At 35.8% G+C, this 21,964-nt stretch carries 21 protein-coding genes; 1 reads left to right on the top strand and 20 read right to left on the bottom strand.

Annotation, left to right across the window (positions count from 1 at the left end; translation table 11 throughout):
* Positions 1-22: 22 nt before the first annotated feature.
* Complete coding sequence (locus B5P42_RS01750; RefSeq protein ID WP_002090003.1) at positions 23-211, bottom strand: hypothetical protein; 189 nt, start codon at positions 209-211, stop codon at positions 23-25.
* 114 nt (positions 212-325) lie between these two features.
* On the opposite strand from B5P42_RS01750, the gene B5P42_RS31840 reads away from it, so the two are divergent.
* A complete protein-coding gene (locus B5P42_RS31840; RefSeq protein WP_000290205.1) occupies positions 326-478 on the top strand; it encodes a ribbon-helix-helix domain-containing protein in 153 nt (50 codons plus the stop codon).
* A gap of 214 nt (positions 479-692) precedes the next feature.
* Here the strand turns inward: B5P42_RS31840 and B5P42_RS01745 are convergent, their stop codons facing one another.
* The 19 genes from B5P42_RS01745 to B5P42_RS01660 all read right to left on the bottom strand — a co-directional run bounded on the left by B5P42_RS01745 (position 693) and on the right by B5P42_RS01660 (position 21,812).
* Complete coding sequence (locus tag B5P42_RS01745; protein ID WP_113733507.1) at positions 693-1,355, bottom strand: restriction endonuclease; 663 nt, start codon at positions 1,353-1,355, stop codon at positions 693-695.
* Positions 1,348-2,328 (bottom strand): DUF3991 and TOPRIM domain-containing protein, encoded by a 981-nt coding sequence (locus tag B5P42_RS01740; RefSeq protein WP_113733506.1) that lies wholly within the window; start codon positions 2,326-2,328, stop codon positions 1,348-1,350. The genes B5P42_RS01745 and B5P42_RS01740 overlap by 8 nt, the downstream gene beginning before the upstream one ends.
* Positions 2,329-2,425: 97 nt before the next feature.
* Entirely contained in the window at positions 2,426-5,083 is a 2,658-nt protein-coding gene (locus B5P42_RS01735) for a type IA DNA topoisomerase (protein ID WP_113733505.1), read from the bottom strand.
* A 15-nt stretch (positions 5,084-5,098) separates the two neighbouring features.
* Positions 5,099-5,233: a hypothetical protein gene (locus B5P42_RS32465; protein ID WP_258397392.1), complete on the bottom strand. Its 135-nt coding sequence runs from the start codon at positions 5,231-5,233 to the stop codon at positions 5,099-5,101.
* Positions 5,230-5,418 carry a hypothetical protein gene (locus B5P42_RS01730; RefSeq protein WP_105590234.1) on the bottom strand — a complete coding sequence of 63 codons (189 nt, stop codon included), beginning with the start codon at positions 5,416-5,418 and terminating at the stop codon, positions 5,230-5,232. Before B5P42_RS01730 ends, B5P42_RS32465 begins: the two co-directional genes overlap by 4 nt.
* Positions 5,419-5,564: 146 nt before the next feature.
* The gene (locus B5P42_RS01725; protein WP_113733504.1) at positions 5,565-8,075 is read right to left on the bottom strand and encodes an LPD25 domain-containing protein; all 2,511 of its coding nucleotides are present in this window, start codon (positions 8,073-8,075) and stop codon (positions 5,565-5,567) included.
* The gene (locus B5P42_RS01720; protein ID WP_113733503.1) at positions 8,068-8,343 is read right to left on the bottom strand and encodes a hypothetical protein; all 276 of its coding nucleotides are present in this window, start codon (positions 8,341-8,343) and stop codon (positions 8,068-8,070) included. The genes B5P42_RS01725 and B5P42_RS01720 overlap by 8 nt, the downstream gene beginning before the upstream one ends.
* Before the next feature lie 42 nt (positions 8,344-8,385).
* Positions 8,386-8,823, bottom strand: coding sequence for a hypothetical protein (locus B5P42_RS01715; protein ID WP_113733502.1), 438 nt, complete (start codon positions 8,821-8,823; stop codon positions 8,386-8,388).
* Positions 8,824-10,017: a MobP2 family relaxase gene (gene mobP2 / locus B5P42_RS01710; protein WP_113733501.1), complete on the bottom strand. Its 1,194-nt coding sequence runs from the start codon at positions 10,015-10,017 to the stop codon at positions 8,824-8,826.
* Positions 10,010-10,270 (bottom strand): hypothetical protein, encoded by a 261-nt coding sequence (locus B5P42_RS01705; protein ID WP_113733513.1) that lies wholly within the window; start codon positions 10,268-10,270, stop codon positions 10,010-10,012. Before B5P42_RS01705 ends, mobP2 begins: the two co-directional genes overlap by 8 nt.
* A gap of 260 nt (positions 10,271-10,530) precedes the next feature.
* On the bottom strand, positions 10,531-11,427 hold the full coding sequence (locus B5P42_RS01700) for a hypothetical protein (protein WP_113733500.1): 897 nt from the start codon (positions 11,425-11,427) through the stop codon (positions 10,531-10,533).
* A gap of 21 nt (positions 11,428-11,448) precedes the next feature.
* On the bottom strand, positions 11,449-12,027 hold the full coding sequence (locus tag B5P42_RS01695) for a MerR family transcriptional regulator (protein ID WP_113733499.1): 579 nt from the start codon (positions 12,025-12,027) through the stop codon (positions 11,449-11,451).
* A 27-nt stretch (positions 12,028-12,054) separates the two neighbouring features.
* On the bottom strand, positions 12,055-13,188 hold the full coding sequence (locus B5P42_RS01690; protein ID WP_113733498.1) for a bifunctional lytic transglycosylase/C40 family peptidase: 1,134 nt from the start codon (positions 13,186-13,188) through the stop codon (positions 12,055-12,057).
* A gap of 4 nt (positions 13,189-13,192) precedes the next feature.
* Entirely contained in the window at positions 13,193-15,130 is a 1,938-nt protein-coding gene (locus tag B5P42_RS01685; RefSeq protein ID WP_113733497.1) for a VirB4 family type IV secretion system protein, read from the bottom strand.
* Between the two features lie 15 nt (positions 15,131-15,145).
* Entirely contained in the window at positions 15,146-15,958 is an 813-nt protein-coding gene (locus B5P42_RS01680) for a hypothetical protein (protein WP_113733496.1), read from the bottom strand.
* Between the two features lie 14 nt (positions 15,959-15,972).
* Complete coding sequence (locus B5P42_RS01675; protein WP_002130425.1) at positions 15,973-16,260, bottom strand: DUF5592 family protein; 288 nt, start codon at positions 16,258-16,260, stop codon at positions 15,973-15,975.
* A 47-nt stretch (positions 16,261-16,307) separates the two neighbouring features.
* On the bottom strand, positions 16,308-18,950 hold the full coding sequence (locus B5P42_RS01670) for a pLS20_p028 family conjugation system transmembrane protein (protein ID WP_113733512.1): 2,643 nt from the start codon (positions 18,948-18,950) through the stop codon (positions 16,308-16,310).
* Between the two features lie 23 nt (positions 18,951-18,973).
* Positions 18,974-19,183: a hypothetical protein gene (locus B5P42_RS01665; RefSeq protein WP_048376551.1), complete on the bottom strand. Its 210-nt coding sequence runs from the start codon at positions 19,181-19,183 to the stop codon at positions 18,974-18,976.
* A gap of 58 nt (positions 19,184-19,241) precedes the next feature.
* Positions 19,242-21,812: a VirD4-like conjugal transfer protein, CD1115 family gene (locus B5P42_RS01660; RefSeq protein ID WP_113733495.1), complete on the bottom strand. Its 2,571-nt coding sequence runs from the start codon at positions 21,810-21,812 to the stop codon at positions 19,242-19,244.
* Between the last annotated feature and the right edge of the window lie 152 nt (positions 21,813-21,964).

Below are 21,964 nucleotides of genomic sequence, written 5' to 3'. Positions count from 1 at the left end.
AGCTCCTCATTGCGTAAATTTACTAAACTAACTCTAAGAACAAGGTTGTTTCATTATGTTCATTGGTATGCACATTAAACTGTTTTCCGGTAGCTTCTAATGCACTAAAAAGCATTCTTTTATAGCCTAAATCCATAAAATCTACACTTATTTGACCATGATTCATAATAAATTGAAGATCAGCCATCATCTTTTTAACTTTCCGTTCCATGTAATAACCTCCTCAATATAGTTATATAACTTATATAACTATTCTATTACTCATTTTTCTGGTTGTCAATATAAGTTATATAACTTATAATTTTTTTATAGAGGAGGATGTTATATGGCTGTTAATAAAGACAAGTACACTCAAATTTTAGTTACTTTTACAAAAGAACAAGTGGAACAAATAGAAAATTATTGGCATGAAAATAAGCTGAAGAATCGAAATGAAGCAATTCGTCAGATCGTAGACAAAGGGTTAAGTCGTAAATAATGACTACCCTTTTTATTTTCTCTAAAAAAGTTAAAAACGCATTTAAATTCCCTTTCTCCCTTTACATGCGTTTCTATAACAAATACGACTTATTGTATTAACAACTCCATCAAACCCCCATACAACAAAATCTGAAGGGTCATTTTTTAGTTAAACTGATTTTTTTCATGTATTCTTTAAACAAATGAAAAAAGAGCCGGATTTTCATCACAGCTCATGTATGAATTGGTTCTGTATGTGTACATGTGGGATATTGTGAACAGCCAAAAAACTTATTTCCTGTTTTATTTGAATTACGAACCACTAAATCATGTTTACATGTTGGACATTTCCGTTCTGCAGGTTTTACCCCTTGATACACATCTTCAGCCGAATATTCGGGATTGATTTTATTAATCAATTTCTGAAGTTCTACACGATCTATTAGTTTTACATGACAAGCTTCCGCTAATTCTTTTGCTTGCCTTGTATACACGCTGTTTGTTACAACCCAGCCCTCATGTGCCTTGTAATAGGCTTGTGCTGCATATATCTCCTGTACTGCACTGATGCCGACTCTATTTTTCATCCCGTAGCGCTTCGCCTGGATTACAATACGATTTTTTCCCTTCAATACCAGATCTGCTCCGAAATCATTTGACTGCTTTGTGACTGTTGGAGAATAACCCAACTCTCGAAAGAGAGCCTTTAGGTACACTTCAAATTGATGTCCGTCCATTTTGTCTATATAGCGAATACCAGACTTAGCCATTCGCTTTAATATTCTCCGCTCCTGGATCTTCCGGTACATAAATTTACAAATACGAAAAAGAACATAAAGGATAAAACCATACATCAAAATCTGTAATATGTTTGGCATTTCTGGTAGATTAGACACTTCTCTCCACCTCTTTAATTGGTTTCATTTTCTTTGGTTGTGCTGTTTCTTTTGCCTGTTGCTCATTCACTTGTTTCTTCCGGACATCGTTCCAATCTTCTTTTTCATTCGTTGGAATATCCTCTTTAAGATCTACAAAGCATTTCATTGTCTGAATGAAGTCTCTCCCAGCCTTATCATTATCAACTGCCATAATGACCTCTTTAATATCGTGCCCTTCTTTTTTCGCATCCATTAAAGATTGAATCACTGTTTTTGACTTCAATCCATGCATAGAAACCAGTCGAGCGTTTTGAATATTATTTTGCTTGATACTCCAATGAGATAACATGTCGATTGGATCTTCATAAAAATAAATCTTATCCGGCTTACCCACATCAACCGTAAAACCAGCATTGATTTTTTCATAATTCGGGACAATTTGCTTAAAGCTTCCCCTTTTATTCTCCATTTTGACCGTACCTTGACGGTTCATTCCAATTACTTGCCCTTTGCCGCCTTCTTCCCTCCATTTGAACACTACATTATTTTTCTTATCCTGGACGATGAGATCCTTTTTAATCAACCAGTTCACCAAGCGAGGATCTATTTTCCGTTCATCAATTAAGTATCGCTTGATCTCTGTTTGTTTTGGCACCTCTAAGTGTTTTGGATAGATAAATGGCTGCTGTTCTTTTTTACGTTCCTCTTCAGCTTTCGAACGATCAAATTCTTTGTAGTCCCCCTTCTGAATGTCCATCACGGCTTGAGGGAATGTCATGTCATAGTACATCATCGCAAAGCTAATCGCTCCATATCCCTTTTCGCCACGGCTATTCCAGGCGTATTGATTCCCTTTAATGATGAGACTGTCATGTTCCGTATGACGATAATAGTTTCCTTCTTTCTTAAACGTTTCTCCTTTTGCTTCCAGATATGAAATCAAGTCAACTTTTCTTGCTTTCATCGCATCCTCCGTACTGACATGTGCCATTACGGAATCCCCCCTTTACTCTATAAAATGAAATAAAAAAGAGGACTATTCCGTTTCCTAGTCCTCTTTTGCTACTTATAGTTGATACATTTAATTTTTATTTGCCGAATAAGAATTTTATTCGCTTCTCCTGTACGCTGTATGATAAACGAGCGTCAAATTTCTTCCCGTTTTTGGTTGAGATAAACCCTTTGATTTGATCCGTCACATTCTTTTCTAATAACTTTTTCACATGGTTACTACTTAGATTTTTACCAGAGAATGTACCAAAAATGATAAAGTCACAGCCCTTTTTGTATCGCTCACATAAGTAATTACTTTTTCCTACAAGAACTCTACTTTTACATAGTGGGCATTTGCCAATTGTACGATCTTCAGTTGTTGGAAAACGGAATTTCAGACCTCCATCCGCTTCCATATAGATAGCTGCCGTGAATTCTCCCTTTTCACCTTGAAAACCGTTTATAAAATCAGTTGTTTTATACTGAATCAGCTTTTTCATTTGATTACCAGGGATTGCTTTCCCTTTCATCTTGGCTGGTAACATAAAATCACATCCGTTTTTATGCTCCGTGCATCCATAAAACGTTTTACGATGAAGGATTTCTCCTTTTTTACATTTTGGGCATTTACCAAATGACAGCTCCTCTTGTGTTGGGAACTGAAATTTGATATTCCCTTCATGTAACACTAAATAAGCGGAAAACTCTTTCTCATTGGACTTAAACCCTTTTAGAAGATCTGTTTTCTTATCCTCAAACAACTTTTTCGCTTGCGCCTCCGGAATCGCTTTTTCTTTAATTTTCTTTGGTAAGGAAATTTCACATTCTGGATAATTACTGCACCCATAGAAATTACCTTTATGAAGGATTTTTCCTTTTCTACAAGGGCATTTGCACACCTCAATCTGCTGATTCCAGGTATTAATGATGCTATCGGACACCTTATCATCCATTGCGCCTAGTTGCTCTACAGTATCCTTTACAAACGTATTTGTCTTCTCTACAAATTCCTCATATTTCATTTCATTCTTTTCGATCATGTAGATCATCCCTTCCATTTCAGCCGTATAAGATGGATTTTTGATTTCATCTACCGGAAAAGCATCTATAAACACACGACCAATATTAGTGGTTTGAATCTGATTGTTGGTAACATCAATATAGCTTCGCTCTAACAGTTTCGGGATAAATGTTTCTTCCGTTGCGACTGTCCCAATCCGTTTTCCTTTCATGAGTTCTTTCAAATGTTCATCATCCAATTTACGTCCTGCCGTTTCCATAAAGGTTAAAATGGAACTTTCCGTATGAAAGGCCGGTTTCTTTGTTCGGGACTCAATCAAGTCATACTGAACGATTCTGAAAGAATCTCCCTCCTGTAAAACGGGTGTTTGAAATGCCTCAACTGACCCCTCTTCTATATCCTCTTGAAACACACTTAGAAACCCTTTCTCTTGTAGGATCTTTTCTTTTGTACTATATGTGTTGCCCTCTTGATCTATAAAGTGTACTTCTCTTACCAGGTAGATTGCTGGTTTCATAAAATTCCCGATAAATCGTTTTGCAATTAAGTCATATAACTGTTTTTCTAATGGATTTCGGTTGGTCCCGACATATAATTTTGTTGTTGGGATGATGGCAAAGTGACTACTGACTAGTTCATCATTAAATGTAGTGTGTTTTTTTGTAATAGAAGATGGGATTACTTGTTGTACGAGATTTGCATAGGCGTTTTTTTCTAATGCTGCCATTACTTCCTTCACTCGTTCCACTTGTTCTGTAGGTAAATGCCTAGATGAAGAACGAGGGTAAGTAATAAAGCCTTCTTCATACAAACTCTGAATATGTTTTTTTGCTGTTTCCGCATTTATCTTCATTTTGGCATGAGCATCTTTGTAGATATCCGTTAGGTTATATAATAATTTTGGTTTCTTTTTTCTCGTACTTTCTTTAAATTCCGTTACGATTACATCTGTTCCTTTCAAGCTATCTCCAAGCTTTTGTAGTGGCGATGGATCTATCAGTTGATCTTCTGTTTTCATTACTGGTGATAAACCGTTTTCCGTTAGTAGCTTTAAATTGTAGTAGGTTTGTTCTTTATAATTTTGAATAGCAATTTCCCTTTGACGGATTTCATTCAAGATACACATTTGAACACGACCGGAAGCCAATAAGAATTGGTTTCTTGCCAGTTTCGATGTACAACCTCTCGTAACATTAATTCCTAGAATATAGTCCAGGTATTGCCTTGCTTTAGCGGATTGAGCAAGCCCGTCATAGTCTGCTCCTGGTTCTAATCGGTTCAAAGCCCCCTCTAATTCTGCGGCCTCATAAGAAGAGATAAAAAGACGGGATTCTCGCTTGTTCACACTTGCATGTTGATATATCTCTCGATAGATAAGCTCACCCTCTTTATCTGCATCACAGGAGTTGACCACATGGTCTACATCGGGGCGATTTAACAACTTAACCAATATTTGAACTTGTTCGAGACTATCCGATTTCACTTTATATTCCGGCTCCAAAATAATTGGTAAATGTTCGAATTTAAATTCTTTGTATCTCTCGTCCATCTCCTCTGGATGTTTTAGTTCTAATAAATGCCCTCGGCACCAACTAATAATGTAATTTTCATTTTCATAGTAGCCATAATATGGCTTACTTCCTGGATATTTTTGCGAGTTTCTAAATCTAGGTGATTTTAATAATTCAACAGCTACCTTCGGCTTCTCTGCAATAAACAATGTTTTCCCCATAAGTAGTACCTCCTATTAATCTGCAATTTCATTTTCACGCTTCCATTTCTTATTTCTCCACGTTGTTATCATTCTGTGACCGAATAATAACAACGTGTTCAAAAAGACTGCTACAAGAAACATACAGCCTGCAAACAGCCATACATTCATGACATGACCTTCCATTCTAGTTCCTTCTGTAAGAACACATATAATGGTTTTTGTTCCGACAACATTTCACGTACGGCTTGAATTTCTTCGTTAGATAACGAAATAAAAATAAGCTCTTTGGGATCTCCTTTTTCTGCCCAAACGCCCTTGTAATCAATGTCTACGATTTCCACAATGTTTCCCATTCTCTTTCGCTCCTTTCGTTCTAAAAACAGGAAGGAGGGCTTTTACATGTACCCTCTTCCATTTCTAGACATAAAAAAATCACTTTCCGTTTTCTCAATTGAGTAACAAAAAATGATTCAATCTGTTTTGCCTGTTATATAATTTTTCAACGTTCCATTTCCATTGTTTCTTTTTTCCTACTTGATTTTTTTGTAGCCTTTGGCTGCTCTACATGGCCTGGGGTAATAGGTTCCGGTTCCTTATCTTTTTCTTTACTATCAATTTGTTTCCCGTTTAATGGCTGGTATTTCTTATCCATATCTAATTCACTTGATGTTGTAGATTGATTGACTGTAATTCCCTCTTTCCCAAGCTTCTCATCCACCTGGCTTTCTAATTTCACAACGTGTCCCTGGCTTACCAGCTCATTATCAATCGAGACATACTTTGTTGTATAATACCGCTCTTCAGCTTTTACACGAGTGACAATACTATCAATATCATCTGGTGTTTCTTCATATTGTGAACGTCTGTATGCTTCGTATTTCCGGCTTAAATCCTTATTTAAAGTAGCTGACTCATTTTCTTTTAAAGGTTGAATTTGTTGATCTAAAGAAGCAATAGATGCATATCCCTCCTTCTTCATTTCTTTATACAATTCCACTTCTTTCTCATTAAATGAGTAATCTTTTTGTTCCTCTGCCTTATTAACTAAAATTCCATATCGCTCATCTTTTACTATTTCATCTAGACTCATTTTCGCATCCTTTTCATATACAACAAACGATTGATTGCCTTTTCCGTCAAAGATGGAATTCTGAACTTTTTCATATAAATCTGGCTTCAAAATGTTGTCCAAATAGACATTTTCTCGATTACCGTTTTTCTCCATTAAAGAAACATATAAGTCTTCTCGATCAGATTTATCAGGATTCCATATTGATAAATGGTTGATTTCTTTTGTCACACCGTCCATCATGTGTATTCTAGCTACTTCCTCATCCTGCATATCCTTATCTAACACTTCAATTGTAACTAAATGATTGGGTGTCTCTTTTATATTTTCTAATGTATTTTCATGTGCTTTTTCCATTGGCATTTCTTTGTTACTTCTATAATTCACTACTTCATCTCGTAACGCTTGTTTCACTTCATCCGATAGATATCTTTTCTCGTTTAATACTTGTTCATACGGTGTCTTGTAGTCTCCATCTCCAAGATCCAAACGATCCATACTCACAAGCTCCATTCTCCCAAAATCCCTATCTACTTCTTTTGGAATGGCGATATGATAACGAGTTTTATCATATGGTACGTATTCATCTCTTTCTCTTGCTTCCTCTTTTGCTTTTTCAATATTTGAAATGACTTCAGACATTTTTTCATTTGCTTCTCCAAATGGAATCAGTTGATTACTTGTAAAATTTTCATTTTCACTCCATTGAATTAACATAGTTGGACGAGTAATGTCATTCTGATTTAGTGCTGCATATTTTTCTTGATTTGCCACGTTAAATGCCTCTATAAATTCTTTATCACTCAATTGTTCTCCACCTTCTACAGGCTCAAACGCTCGGTTTCTATCTACTTGCTCCCTTAACTCTGTAACGGAAACAAGCTCTTGTGTCGTCTTACTTAAACTCATATATTCGACCAATAAAATATTTTTTTCATCCTGTTTTTCATTTTTATTTGCCATACCTTCCACCTCTTTTTCATTTATTTTTTCTTTTTCCTTTTCTAATGTGTTTTCAATTGTTTCAATAAATTCAATCGAAGTTTCATGCACTTCTTTCAATAATTTCGTTTTATCTTTCATTTCTTTTCCTTGTGTCCAGCTCGCTAAATAACCTAACGAATATTCGCTTGTATCAATTCCGAAATAAGAAGAAACGGCATAAGCGGTCATTTCTGCTTGAAACTCTTTTTCTGGTGCTGTGTAAGTCATATGTGTTTCTGCTGTATGAAGTTTGGCATGGGCAAGTTCATGAAGAAGGGTTTTCACATTTTGCAATTCACTGTTCCGTGGATTCAGGGCAACTTCTTTTGTTAAGGTGTAACTAACCCCCTTTGCGACCCCAAGTTCTTGCTTCGGCTCAATAATTTTCACACCGTTCTTTTCCGCAACAGCCTCCATCCCTCTGTACAAACTCTTATAATCTTTTACGCTTCCTTCTAGCCAACGATTCGGAAAAATACGAGGTAGATCTTCCGCTTTTGCGTTTGTTTGAGACACGTCAAACACATGGCCGACAGCAAAATATAAACGACCAGGTTTCACTTCTACGCTTTTAGATTCAATTTGCTTTTTCTCTTCCTCATTTGCTTTAGTTACTGTTTTCCAAGTGCCTTCTTTGTCTTTAAATTTTGCTACAGTTCTGTTTGGAACAAGGATCTGGATTCCTTTCTCACCCTTCTTAACCGTAAACCCTTTTTCTTTCCAAAAAGAAAAGGAACCCACTGCCCTGGCTCCCTCGAATTGACTCTGTATTAATGAAATATTAGATGGTGAATAGTGATAAAATTTTGCCATGAACGATAAATAATCTTTCAAATCTCCTGGTGTACGAAAATAGCCTTCTATGCTTTTTTCCATCTTTTTTGTTAAAGCTTGCACCGCTTCTTTCTTTTCTTCTGGTAATTTTGTTTGATACTTTTTCTTATAATTTTTACTCATGGTCTTCTCCTACTCTTTCGCTAGCCCTTTGCAATTCCTCCATGTCTTCTTCATTCCATCTTTCCGTTGTATCAAAGAAAAGCGTATGTGTTTTTACGTTAACCGGAACTAACATATTCTCTTGATTCATAACATGAACTGCAAGTTCTTCCTCTTGTTCTCGTGTAATTTTGATTGTTAGTTCTTCATCTTTTACAAGTAAAAAGAGTTCACCTTCTCCAACCTCTTTAATGACTCCTAATGCGATATCTTCATGAAATAATAACATCCTAATAACCTCCCATTTTTTTATAAAAAGAAACAATGTAGCCTACGTTACATTGTTCTTTGATGCCTCATGATCTATACGTTTTTGTCTTGCATGACTAATTCGTTCCGCTACGACTTCTTTTGCTATCTTCACGCCACCGACTTCTATTTTATCTGTTGTAATGATACTTTCTAAATCCAAGTCGTTAGCAAAAAAGTATCCATTCATTAATTCAATTAAGACTTGTGTATTTCGATCCGCACTGTTTGCACCAAGACGAATTTTTGTTAGCTCACTCTTTAACACATCGTACAAGTTATTCGTTACCACTTCCGTTATATAATTTAGTGACCATTCTGTGCTTTTTGCTGCTTCATGCTCCTTGCAAATTCTTCCCATTGCTTCCCCTGTATATCGAATTCCGTGTTCCTCCATATAATCCTTTATATAATCCTCTGTCGCTTGATCCATCGTTACCTGCCTTCTAATTGTACTCATTTAATAACCCCTTTCATTTTGATAAGCACTTTCTTTTTGCATACGCTCATAATACTTTTGGTTCTTCCAGCTTTCATATTCACTTTTAAAAGCACGTTCCACTTTCCTCATAGAATACTGAATAGATACATTCTGTTGAAATTTTTGAAACGGCTTTGATTTTTTCATGTGATGGATTCTCTTTTGTTCTTTATCATATGCCTTCATTTCTTGTAAAAAGGCGTTACCCATTCTTTTATACAAGTCATTCATTTTATTCGTCTTGTAATTTTCATATTGCTTCTTATCATACTTTCCTTCCCCATATGCTTCTTTAAAAACTTTCACTTCTTTATCTAACTTTTGGAGAAACTGATCGTAATCTTTTTTATGATGATGTTGAATATATCGACTGCTTAATTCATCAATTTCCGGCTTTAATGGTTGAATCGTATTGTAGCTATATTGCCACTGTCTTTTATCACTTGGTAACTGTTTATAGATTTGTAAAAACAATGGTTTCAGATGTTGATTGCGCCAATCAAAAACGGAATCCTCTTTTTTACTTCCCACCATATTGTTTCGAATCAGATCATTAATTTGTTTTTGCTCCTGCTTACGATCTAACAGATTATTTACGACTTTCCCCTTCATCGCATCTAATGTTTTTGGTTTTCTTTTACCACGTTCTCTCGTTGGAAATGGTTCAACAGTTGCCACATGAATATGAATATTATCCGTATTAAAGTGAATGGCTGCCGACCAGATAGAGCTTTTTTCCAATCCCTCTCTTTTTTGCATTTCCTTCATCGCAAGCCGTGTTACATCCATTAACTTTTTTTCATCCAACGTTTTTGTTTTTTTATCATACATCCCTTGTTTCTCTAACCAGGGATTATGAAAAGAAATGACATCTTGCCACATGATACTTCCATTCTCATGAGCGGTTTTAAACATTTCCTTTAAGGACTTTTTTTCACTTTCTGTTAAACGATTTGCATGTTCCGTAAATAGTGCCGATGTCTTTTCTGAATTCCCCATATAGTCTTGATACGTTTCAAACATTTTCGGATTCAGCTTCACTTCACTTTTCGCTTCCTCCCGATCTACATAATCAATATAGTTTTGAAAGGCGTCTGAACTTGGTAACACAAACTTCGTTTTTAAAACAACACCTGGTGTGACGGAAGACTGAACAGGAACCGTACTACTCATTTTCATCATCCTGCATCATCATTTGAATAAACTCATTCATTTTTTTCATTTCGCTATAACAATCACTCATCATATGGATGTTCTTTTCAACAAGATTTTCTAATTCCATTTCCCTTTTATTTTGTTGCTGAAAAAATGCCAGCATTTCAATTTGGTCTTTCAAAAATTTCTGCCTGGATAATCCTTTCCTCTTCGCAATTTCATCTATTTTCTTTACGGCAATTGGATCTACTTCTCTAATTCTGATTTCCACTTTCCCCTCTCCTTTCTGCAATTGTGGGTAGAGATCAAAAAATAGTGAGAAGAGCATAAGGGGTTTTTGTTCCCACCTAAGGTGTGAAGCTAGGCGGAGCCTAGCAAAACGATGGGAACAAGAAAACATCCAAGGTGAGTACCCACTGATGACACAAATCAAACTGATGAGTACTCACTGACGATACAAAAAACACCAAATGAGCACTCAGTGAGTACTCAAATTTCACTGGTGAGTACTCACTGACCACATAACTTTTTTCACTTTTTATTAATTTCTTGTGCCTTTTGCTCTAACTTTTTGATTTTATCTCGTGCAATTTTTTGTTCCCCTTTAAACAATTCAACGTTCTTTTCTGATGATTTTATTTTAGATTCTAAGGATGCTATTTTCGATTGCGTTTCCGTTTTTTCCGCATCGGTTTGGTACTTCATTTCATCTTTTAGTTCTTTTACTTTCTCATAAACTGTCTTCGCACTTTCTTCTTCCAGTTTGATTGCTTTCCCATAATTTTTTATCTTTGTTTCTATATCTTTTTTGTCTCTTTCTATAAAATCTAGCTCATATGTTTTTTTATCTTCAGCTAACAATTCATCATTTGCTTTTGTTTTTCTTTGATCGGTAAAAATCGACTGAACAAGTTTATTCGGACTTTTTGTTGCTGCATTTTCTTCTTCATATTCGTTAACATCTTGCGTGAATTTACGAATATCCATTTGTTCTTTTTCACCGTTTTTATTGTAAATATCGAAAGCTAACGCTCCCCAATTCGGAGATAACTCTTTTACTTCTACCACATAATTTCCGTTCTCTTCATATAACACTTTGACAGGTAATTGAACACCAGACTTTGCTTTTTCTTGTGCCTTAAATGTAAATCCTGTTTCCTCATATCCTTCTATTCGAAAGCGAATTTGTATAAAGTTTTTGTGTGGATTGTATTCCCTTTGTTCTACAATCAATTTCCCCATACCCGACAACTTAATTACTTTATTTGTCTCTGTATGGAATAGTTTTTCATCGTTTGGCATGTAAATTTTAGATGTCAAGAAAGCGAAAAAACCCAAAAATAGAAAGCTGATAATTGTTAAGTAGATCCACGACTTATTTTTTCTTAGATTGATTCTTTCACTCTTCTTACCAATTGCACCTATCACACTCTCACCCCACCTTTTTCGTTATAAAACTTTCATATTTAACTCTTCCACACTTGTAACTCGCCATGTTTCCTTTTCTTTTTTTATGATGATTCGCAACACATTGTTTACTTTTTCTTCTCGATTTTGCGTTGGATCTGTCGTGACATTTATAAATTCAGCTAGCACATTTACCTCCTCTTTATCGGGTACATTTTCTTGTAAATAAAACTTCATTTCTATTGGTTTTGTTTTATACGTATCTCCTAATTCGTATTTGTCAGTCGGATAGAATTGTTGTAAAAGTTCTTCGCTCATAATGGATTTTGCCTTTTCTTTTCGCTCACTGTACCCTTCTTTTTCTCGGTGAAATGATAATTGTATAAACGTTTCGGCTGTCGATAAGTACGCCCTTCTCTGCTGTTCTTGTGCGGAAGGAAGCACCTTATCAAGTCGTCTTTTTAAATCTTCATTTTGTTTTGTTAGTAATTCATTTGAAAGTTTTAACTGTTTTTCTTTGCCATCACTCATTGATTTTTTGCTCAAATAGATATTAAAAGCTGTCACACCTACAACTAAAATGACAAACACAATAAACAAAGATTTTCGTTTATCTTTCATTCTTTCAGCCTCCTATTCTTTCGGTTTTTAGAACCTTCTTACATGACCAGAAAAGACTTTTTTCCAATACGGATTATTTAAATCTTCAATAGAAACACCTTTATTCGTTTGGCATCCTATGAAAGTATTTTTATCAATTACAATGCCAACGTGTCCGTCATGTTTGTAGGTATCAAAGAAAATAACATCACCCGGTTTCATATCATTTGCTGATACTGTTGTACCGATTTTATTTAATGTTTCCGTACTTACAGCTCCTATCGGACTGGTGTACATCCCTACTTGTTCGAATGCCCAACGTACAAAACTACTACAATCAAAAATCCCTCTTGCAATATCATTTATGTTACGTCCTCCACCAAATACATAGGTAGAACGCCCTATCCATTGGCGACCTACATCGGCAACTTTTGAACCACTACTTCCTCCACTTCCTGGATTTCCTCCTCCACCAGAAACGACAGTACCCGGCTGATAATATTTCAAAACTGCGTCAACGTACAAGATATCGCCGTAGCACGCATCAAATGGAACGGCTTCCGGTCTTAAACAATGATACATTCCTGTATGCTTCACTTTTTGATACTGTTGTTGTGAAAATTTAATTGCTAATTCTTTCGTATACTTGCCACCATTTGCACCAACAAAATCAAAAAAACCTGTTCCGAAGTTGTACGCTTGGAGGGCTGTTTTGATATGATCCATGTCACCAGGACTCGTTACTCCGGCTCTTTCTATCGCATGTTTAAACTCCTGTACACCAGCCCAAATACTGTAATCTGGATCTGTAATACAGTTTGGTGATTTACAATATTTCGTATTAAAAGCACCCTCCGATGATTGCATCGGATCACTGCCACGCCCTCCACTTTCTTGCATCATTTGAGCAAGCATTAAAGCGACAAACGGTTCCACACCAAAGGCTTTTGCATGCTTCCGAATCGTAGGTTCCCATTTCAAAACTTCGGGTGATACATTCATCACTTGCCCTTCACCTGTATACGTAATATCACCTGCACCTGTGTCTGTTCCACTCTCTCCACCCATTGCCGTAATAAAAATACTCATAACTCCAAGTAAAAGAAAAGAAAAAAGACCCATCACAATTAACGCTAAAGTGATGAGCCATTTCTTTGGTATAATCTTTAAAACTAGATGCATGGTATTAAGCACCTCCCCCGAATAACATCAATTCTTCGTCTGTTACTTCTACATGGAAATGAATGTTTTTTACAGCCCCAATACTTAAAATGACATCTCCTGTTGGTAAATGTGGGATCGCTGCAATCTCACTTTCACTTAACTGTCCTGCAAATACTTTTCGTAACATATCTAAACTGTTATTATCTTGCTGCATGATAAATTTGTACTGTGTAAGTTCAAATAGCTTTTTAATTTCATCAATCATTTCTTGTGAAGATCCTTCCGGTACAAAATCTCGAATCGTGTGACTTGCATATAAAAGCCCTGCAAAATACTTTCGATCTTCTCGGCTAAATTTAGTTAGAAATTGTAAAGCATGAGCGCTTTCTTTTTTCGTGTTTATGATATGATGCGCCTCGTCAATAATAATGAAATAACGAATTACATCTTCAAAAGCAAGTTGTTGCTTAGTATATGCCTCTAATTGTGGCGCACCATTGGATATCATTTCATCCCATATTAAATTAAAAACATTAAAAATTTGCGCTTGGAATACTTCCGGTTTAAAATTTGAAATGTTTCGTAAGGAAAACGATACAACTTGTTCTTTTTTAAAGTTTTCAATAGTGGAATGACCATCAAATAATTGTGCATATGCTTCTACTAAATTTACAAGATTTAATTCAATCAACTCTAAACGATGTTTTCTGCTTTCTCCTAAATTCTCATGGTGTTTTCTATTTTCTACATTCTCATATAATTCATCACGAACAAAAGATAAAAAGTTTGAGAAAATGGGATACTCATTTGGTTTTCTTGTTGTAATTTCATTTGTTGCTCCTTTTTTATCATTCCATAATCCCATACGAATATATAATTTTCGAAGCAAATTTTCATACTCTTTAATTTCATCATCTTTTGCTTCTGGCGCAATGAATCGATAAAAAATTGTCAGTTTAGATAGATGTTGAGTGAAACTAACTTCTTCAAGTTCTGCTGTCTTATATACTTGAAGTGGGTTAATTTGACCTTGCGAACCATCTAATGCAATTGTTTTCCCGTTCAGATCACGTACTGTTTCCTCGAATTCACCTACAATATCAAAAATACGAATAAAATGACCTTTACTTGCATAGTCTACTGATTTCTTTTTTAGTAATGTTGATTTTCCAGCACCAGGCTTTCCAATCATTACACCGTTATAAAACTTTCTTTGTTCGTCTTTATAAAAAATATCAAAAATAACATTTCCTTTTGTTTTCGTTGTTCCATAATACGTACCGTATGGATCGTTTAAATAAGAATAGTGAAATGGACATCCACCAGCCAAACTGACTGCCGGAATTTCTTTTCCTTTTCTTCGGTTCACATAATTTTTTTGTGTATCAAAGCTCGTTACGAGTGCATCCCATTCATACTCTTGTTCATTTAAAAAGACAGCTCCTCGAAAATTATAAGACTCTAATGTTTCCATGATTTCTTTTACTTGTTTTTCTAACTCATCTAAAGTTCTAGCGGAAACATAGATACGGATATGAATACGTTTCATGACCTCACCTTGTTTCAAATCCGTATAGAGAGCTTCCAGCTCTAAAAATTCATTTTTTGCATCAATCCGATCTATATTATCCTTTGCTGTATCATGCCGAACACTTTGTTCACTCATGGATTTATTAATAGATTCAACAACTTCTTTTCGATCATCACTCATTACATCTAATGTTGTGATCACATTTGGCATATTCATAATTTGCTCTAACCAAAAATCATTTACTTCTGTTGGATAGTCAAAAACATGAATACAAGTAGCAAATCCATCACCTGTTTGCACATAGCTTTCTTTAAAACTGATTCCCCCTTGTGGCTGAACCCTAGCCACTAAAAAAGGGTTATAACCTTTCTTCTTTTTTAGTTCCTCTTGTTTTTCCTTTTTGGATTTTTTACTTTTGAACGCAAACATATTGTTTCCCCCTTACTACCATATATTTTTCGTTCCTAATTTTGCATTTTGATTAAACAATTTAAACATAAGCTCTAACTTTTTCTCTTCATCCACCTCTAATAGTTCAGTAGAGCGTTTGATATATCGCTTTGCTGCATCTACACGTTCTTTTACGATTAATTCTGTTTCTCCGTAAATAAATAAGAAGGCTTCACGATTGGTTCTGCCCCATTCTAAAAACTGAAGTTCTTTTAACTTTTGATTTAAAATTCGTTCATACAAAGGACTGGTACATTCTTTAATTTTCTTCTCAATATATCGTTGCTGTTCGGTTGTTTGACATGGGAAGTTTAAAAAAACAAGTTTAATGGACTGTTTGTAGGCTTGATAAAAATACGCATGTGAGAAAATAACAAATGCTTGTTCATCGCTATTCTTAGAGAACATATCGTCACCTTCTACTTGAAGAATTTCTAAAAACTCCTCATTTTTCAGCTCAAATATTCCATCCTCCGTCATGTCTACGATTTGCATAATTTCCGCAATACTTTTCTTTACCTTTGGTGGTGCTTCTTTCTTTTTTCTAGATAAAAAGCCTAAAAGTTTTGGTTTTTTCTTTTTCAAAACATCTTTCTTCGGCTTTTCTTTTTTCTGTTTTTTTACTTTTGTTTCTACTTTTGTTTTTTCTTCCTCTTTCTTTTCTTTGGGTACTACCTTAACAATTTCTTTTGGTTCAGAAAGTGATTCCTTTACATTTTTTTCATTAAAACGAAATGCCTTTTTCTTCGGTCTTTCTATTTGTTTCGGTTTTTCTTTTTCTACATCTTTTTCACTAAATAACGCCATATGTGATCCCTCCCTTATTGATCGTTATCAATGGCACAATATGCACCTTTTCTTCTTAGCAATGTAATAATCAACACTTCATACATTCGTTTTTGAGGATTCGTACTTGGTCGCCATATCATGATAATTGCAATAGCTGCCATGAAAATAACAAATGGTAACTGAAAGGAATCATGTACGAAATTCCTAAGAATCATCGTTACAACTAATAAACCAATTAATAAAAAGAAATCTATTAAATAAAGCACTTTATTAATCCGTAATTCTGTACTGATTTCCTTCGGAATCCGATAGCTTCTCATCGGGATTCCCTCCTTTTCGACAATAAAAAATAAGCGTACGATTACGCTTATTTTTTATCCGTATTATTTTTATTTTTGTTCACTATATCTCTCCAACTTTTACCCGTATTTTGCCCCATCTGATAAAAACGCTTTGTATTCTGTACCGTTTCAGAATTATGAATCCGTTCTTGCACTCCTCTTACCTTTTGTTTCATGGATGATGTCGTATGTTTAACTTTATCTGTTGTATATTGTCCTAATGTCCGTGTTTCCTGACTTCTACTTGCCGCCACTTCTTTATCACTTTCATAAGGAATAATCGGGCTACTATGTGTCACCGTTACGATGTCGGCTGATGCCGGGCTACTTCCGCTTGGTACTGGTCTTGATGTTTCTACTGGTGCCGGATTTCCTCCGCTTGGTACTGGTCTTGATGTTTCTACTGGTGCCGGGCTACTTCCGCTTGGTACTGGTCTTGATGCTTCTACTGGTGCCGGATTTCCTCCGCTTGGTACTGGTCTTGATGTTTCCATTGGTGCCGGGCTACTTCCGCTTGGTACTGGTCTTGATGTTTCCATTGGTGCCGGATTACTTCCATTTGATACTGGTCTTGGTGTTTCTATTGGTGCCGGGCTTCCTCCACTTGGCACTGATCTTGGCGATTCAACTGGTGCCGGATTACTTCCACTTGATACTGGTCTTGCTGTTTCCATTGGTGCCGGGCTTCCTCCACTTGGCACTGATCTTGGCGATTCAACTGGTGCCGGATTACTTCCACTTGATACTGGTCTTGCTGTTGGATTTCCTTCACTTGCCCCTTGTCTTACCGTTCCTGGTGTTTGACTTCCTTCACTTGCTCCTTGTCTTACTGTTCCTGGTGTTTGACTTCCTTCACTTGCTCCTTGTCTTACCGTTCCTAGTGTTTGACTTCCTTCACTTGTTCCTTGTCTTACTGTTCCGGCTGTTGGATTTCCTTCACTTGCTCCTTGTCTTACTGTTCCTGCTGTTGGGTTCCCTTCACTTGCTCCTTGTCTTACTCCTCCTGCTGTTTGACTTCCTTCACTTGCTCCTTGTCTTACTGTTCCTGCTGTTGGGTTCCCTTCACTTGCTCCTTGTCTTACTCCTCCTGCTGTTTGACTTCCTTCACTCGCTCCATTTGCTTTTCCAGCTTCTTTCATTTCATCTTGAAGACTTGTTGTTCCCGATTCTTGCCCATTTGCTACCTCTGGTTTTTCGTTCCCTTCTTTTTTCATATCTTCTTGAATAGATGGCGAGCCACCATTCTTTTTATCTTCTTCCTTATTTAAGTTACCTTTTTCTTTTTCATTTTTTGCTAAATCATTTCCATTTGCTTTCTTCTGATCTGCTTTTTTCATTTGATCTTGCAAGGACTCTTTATTTTCAGACTCATTCCCTTTTTTCATGCCACTTATAAGACCAGCCACGCCACCTGTTGCCATCGCTGCTGCACTTGCCGTTTTAGCCGCTGCAACACCAGTTCCTTCCGCTGCACCTTTCGCCCCTTTTCCAATCATATTCCCTAGACTTTTCATTGGTTTTGAATTTGCAAGAGCGCCAATTCCTTTACCAAGTGCGAAACCACCTGCTAACATGCCCCAACTGCTCTTTAATCCAATATCTATTCCAAATAGCCTTTCTACGACTGCCGGGCCATCTAGAACTGCCATACTAAATGCGGCTAATGCAATCAGATACGGTACACCATTTAATTTGTCATGGAGAAACGCCGTTCCCATTATATATAGCTTCAAAGATAGGAATATCATAATCGTCGCTATAAATATATTGAGGATATTGGATAATACAGCTTTTAACTTTTGACCATTCGCAACATCGGCTGGTGCTAATATGTTCGCTAACAAATAGTTAAATGCCAATTCATAAAATAATCTAGCTAACTTAATACTTACCAATAACAACGTTGCACCTGTTATCAGTAAAGTAAAGAATATATTCCAAAAGTTCCAATGCCAGCGATAATATTTTTCCGGAAAGAAATCAAACCATCCATCTTTCAATTCAGCTAAAGATGCAACTCCTAACCCATCCATTACTCTTTTATTTTTCAAAATTTCCTGGCCATCATCTGATAACTTTTTATCCTTTGCAAATTCAAAATCTTTATCTATTTTTTCAGTAATATCTATCTGCCTGATGTTTTTTTCTGGAATATGATTCTTCGGATTCATGTCTTCTTTCTTTTTCCATTTATTTTCATCTATTACTGCTATATCTGTTATGTTCTTCTTAATAATCTCATCACTCAAAGAGCCTTTTTGTTCTGATTTTACAACTGCTATGGCATCATCGGTGAACTTATCAACCTTTGTCATACCAGTACTTAGTAAACAAAGTACACTCAGTGTTACAAAAATATTGATGATAATCTGAGAACGGTTCATTTGTTTGTTCATAATGAACATGTAGCCAATATATAAAAACGATATGGCTAAAAGAACGACAAACAATGGATATAACATATCAACAAAATTTTGTATTTCTGGTGAATTAAAGAATCCTTTAATCCCCAGTATGGCATCTGTGACACCTTCTAAAGCATCTACAACTAAAGATAAGCCTACAATTAGGAACCATCCTAGCCAACGCAATACATAATTCACGATGTCTCCTACTTGAAGATAATCCGAGAACGCTTCTATAGTTTTTAAAATCTCTTCATCTTTCACCATTTATCCTCCTCTCTTGTTTATTACTGCCCTAATACTTCCTTTGCTGTCCAATTCACCCTTTCATTCAGTCTGTCAATACGAATAATCAATTTCCCTTTTTGTTCCCGATCTACTGAAAGGAAAAGAACCGCATCTTCTAAACCAAGAATGACCTCATTTTCTTCCGTTACGAATGGTGAGTAACTATCTAAAATCAATTGCATTTTATCCGTTATAATCGGTACACACATTCTCTCTTCCTCCTTTATGTTTGGATTCAAAAAAGCACTCAATTATTTGAGTGCTTTTCTAACTCGTTACGTGTTCCTTTTCTTCTAAATCACGTAAATTTCGATTAATCTTATTTTCAACTGCTTGATAAACACCTTTGTCGATATGGTCATTGTGAGCCAACATTTGAAATTCACTGTAAAACTCACCCATTTCTTGATTTTTAACCTCATCTATTGCCTTTCCTAACTGTTCTAAAAAGAACTTATCAACCAGTTTCAAAACCGCTAAATCAGATTCAAAAAAATCAATAACCGTTTTTGATTTCCAATTTTCAATAGAAAGTGAATCAAATGGATTGTCTTCCTGCTGGAACGCCTCTTCTGGAATATCTTCATCAATCCCCATCATTTTAGGTTCTTCTGTTGGCTGCGGTGGCTCTACTGGTGAAGAAGTTTCCTGTTCTGGCTGTGGTGGTTCTTTTTGGGTTTGTTCTGCCTTTCTTTCTCCTAGGAAATCTACAATAAGTTTTTTAGGATCTACATCATCATGTAGGGAATCAATATCTATATCTAAAATAGATTTATCTGTATCGAATTCTACTCCTAAATACTCCCATCTGTATTTTAAGGCTGTCTCTTCTGTATTATAAATTGGTCGTGGTCTAATTCGCTTCCGCTCATTATCTTGACGTTTTATTACACGAATAACAGTAGTTTCTCCTTCTTTAAGACTCATAAGTTCATTCGGTGTTAAAAGTGGTCGTTGATCTAGACTTTCGGTTTTGTTTTTATCTGTAGAGAGACCTTTTCCACTTCGGGAAAGTGTGTTAATTGTCTTGTTCCCAAGCTTCTTCGATACTCTTTCGGCTGTCTGTTGGTCGTTTGTTAATATATAAATTGTATTCCCACAGTTGCCATCAATGGTATCTGCATCATCTCCATATTTGTTTTTTAGTTGTGAATATGCTTGAATGATGAGATTAAAACGGATATTTCTTCCCAAACAAACCGTTGCTAACGTTGCCATTCCTTCTATACTCGGCATGTTGCCAAACTCATCCAAAATAAATACTACTTCACGATGACACTCATTACCACGAGCAAGGGATGCACCCTTGGCTAATATGAAGTAGAGCTGTCTTACGAAAATAGAAGCAATGACATGATTTGAAGAATCATAGTCAGGTGTAATCATAAAAATTGCAACTGGTTTATCGAAATAATCCATTGTCGTTACCTGGATATCTTCATTTTCTTCTACTACTTTAAACTCTGTATGACCCGTCTTTTCATCTATTTTCGTAATAGAAATAGATGTTTTCTTTTTATCATTTCCCTTTTCATTCAATTGGATTGTATCCCCGACTTTTACTACTTGCTTATAATCCAATGCAAAACGTCCTGTTATATCTGATTTTATAGACTCTTTCGAACCATCCGGGAATACAATTTCTACCCGTTTTCTTGGCTTTGTCTTCCCTTTTATTACTTTCCCGAAACCTACTCTCTTTAAATCCACACTGTTTTTCGCTGTCATTTTGGCGATTTCATCAAATGTAAAAATAGATAAACCGTTCATTGTTTGCGTAAAAATACCGCCTCTTGCTTGCCCTTTCGAGAAATTAGAAGTTGCATATTGCATTTTCGCAACACTGTCTGATGGTAAACCCTCAAAATATAAATCTAATGCATTTTTTGGTGGTTCATCTGGATCTATCATTATTTCTTTCGAACCAAGTTCTGATAACATGTTAGCCACTGCATACATGGTTATTTTTTCTTCTGTTCCTTCCGTAATACATTTATCTGTTATGGCTAATATCATGGCATTACATAAGCTCATAGCGCACTCTTGCCAAAAAGGATCTTTGACGGTTGGGTTGTAATACAAGGTGTGAGAAAGTGTTTTACATAGTGATTGAGCTATTGAATAATCTCCATCTTTATAGGCATCTTTTACAAGCTGTAACAAATTATAGCTCATAGAATCAAGTGGGTTTAATAAATTCAAAACTTCAATGTGATACCCTCGTTCTTCCAATGTTTCTTTCGATGCACTAAAAATTTCACCTTTTGGATCATTAATTATTAATGAAGGCTTATGTTCCGCTCTAGAATAGACATCAATTGTAGGAAATACAAAAGTTTCCCCTTTACCAGAGCGTGTTGTACCAATGATTAAATTGTTTACAGGGCTATCATCAATAAATACCTTATTACCTAGTCGAGAGATAACAACACCACCGCCACCTTTAAACGATTCCTCTCGATCTGGTACAGATCGGTATTGTTTTTTTAACTCTTCAACTGTTGTAAAACGACTAGATCCCTTCTCATGATTATTTAAATTTTTGAAGGAAGATTTGAGTTTGTATACTGTTCTTGCAATGGTTCCAATTACTACAAGGAAAACAAGCATGTAGTAAATTGGATGTTCTGCAATTGGCATCCGAAAAAGAAATCCTACCTCCATATGAAATGGTTTTGGGTGTAATAAATCACTAAATGTTGTTTCTATCAGCTCTAAAGATAAGCTGAGTAAAAAATTAGCGATTAAAAAAATTCCAACAAATAAAAAAGTACTCAATGGAATGAGTACTTTTTTTTCAGCTAACTTATATTTAATTGAGATTTTATCCTTATACATGGGTAAGCGAATCCCCCTTTAAACCGTTACATCTGATTTTGACTCTTGTTTATTTAATTCTGTTGGCTTCTCTGGATTTGTTGGTTTCTTCGGCTCTGTTTGTTTCTCTGGATTCGTTGGTGGATCTACTCGCGGTTTCGGTTTCTCTGGAT

The organism is Bacillus sp. SRB_331, assembly GCF_003264175.1.
In the GTDB taxonomy this organism is placed as follows: domain Bacteria; phylum Bacillota; class Bacilli; order Bacillales; family Bacillaceae_G; genus Bacillus_A; species Bacillus_A mycoides.
The sequence above is the reverse complement of the archived record's forward strand: the minus strand, read 5'-3'. Positions and strand labels throughout refer to the sequence as shown.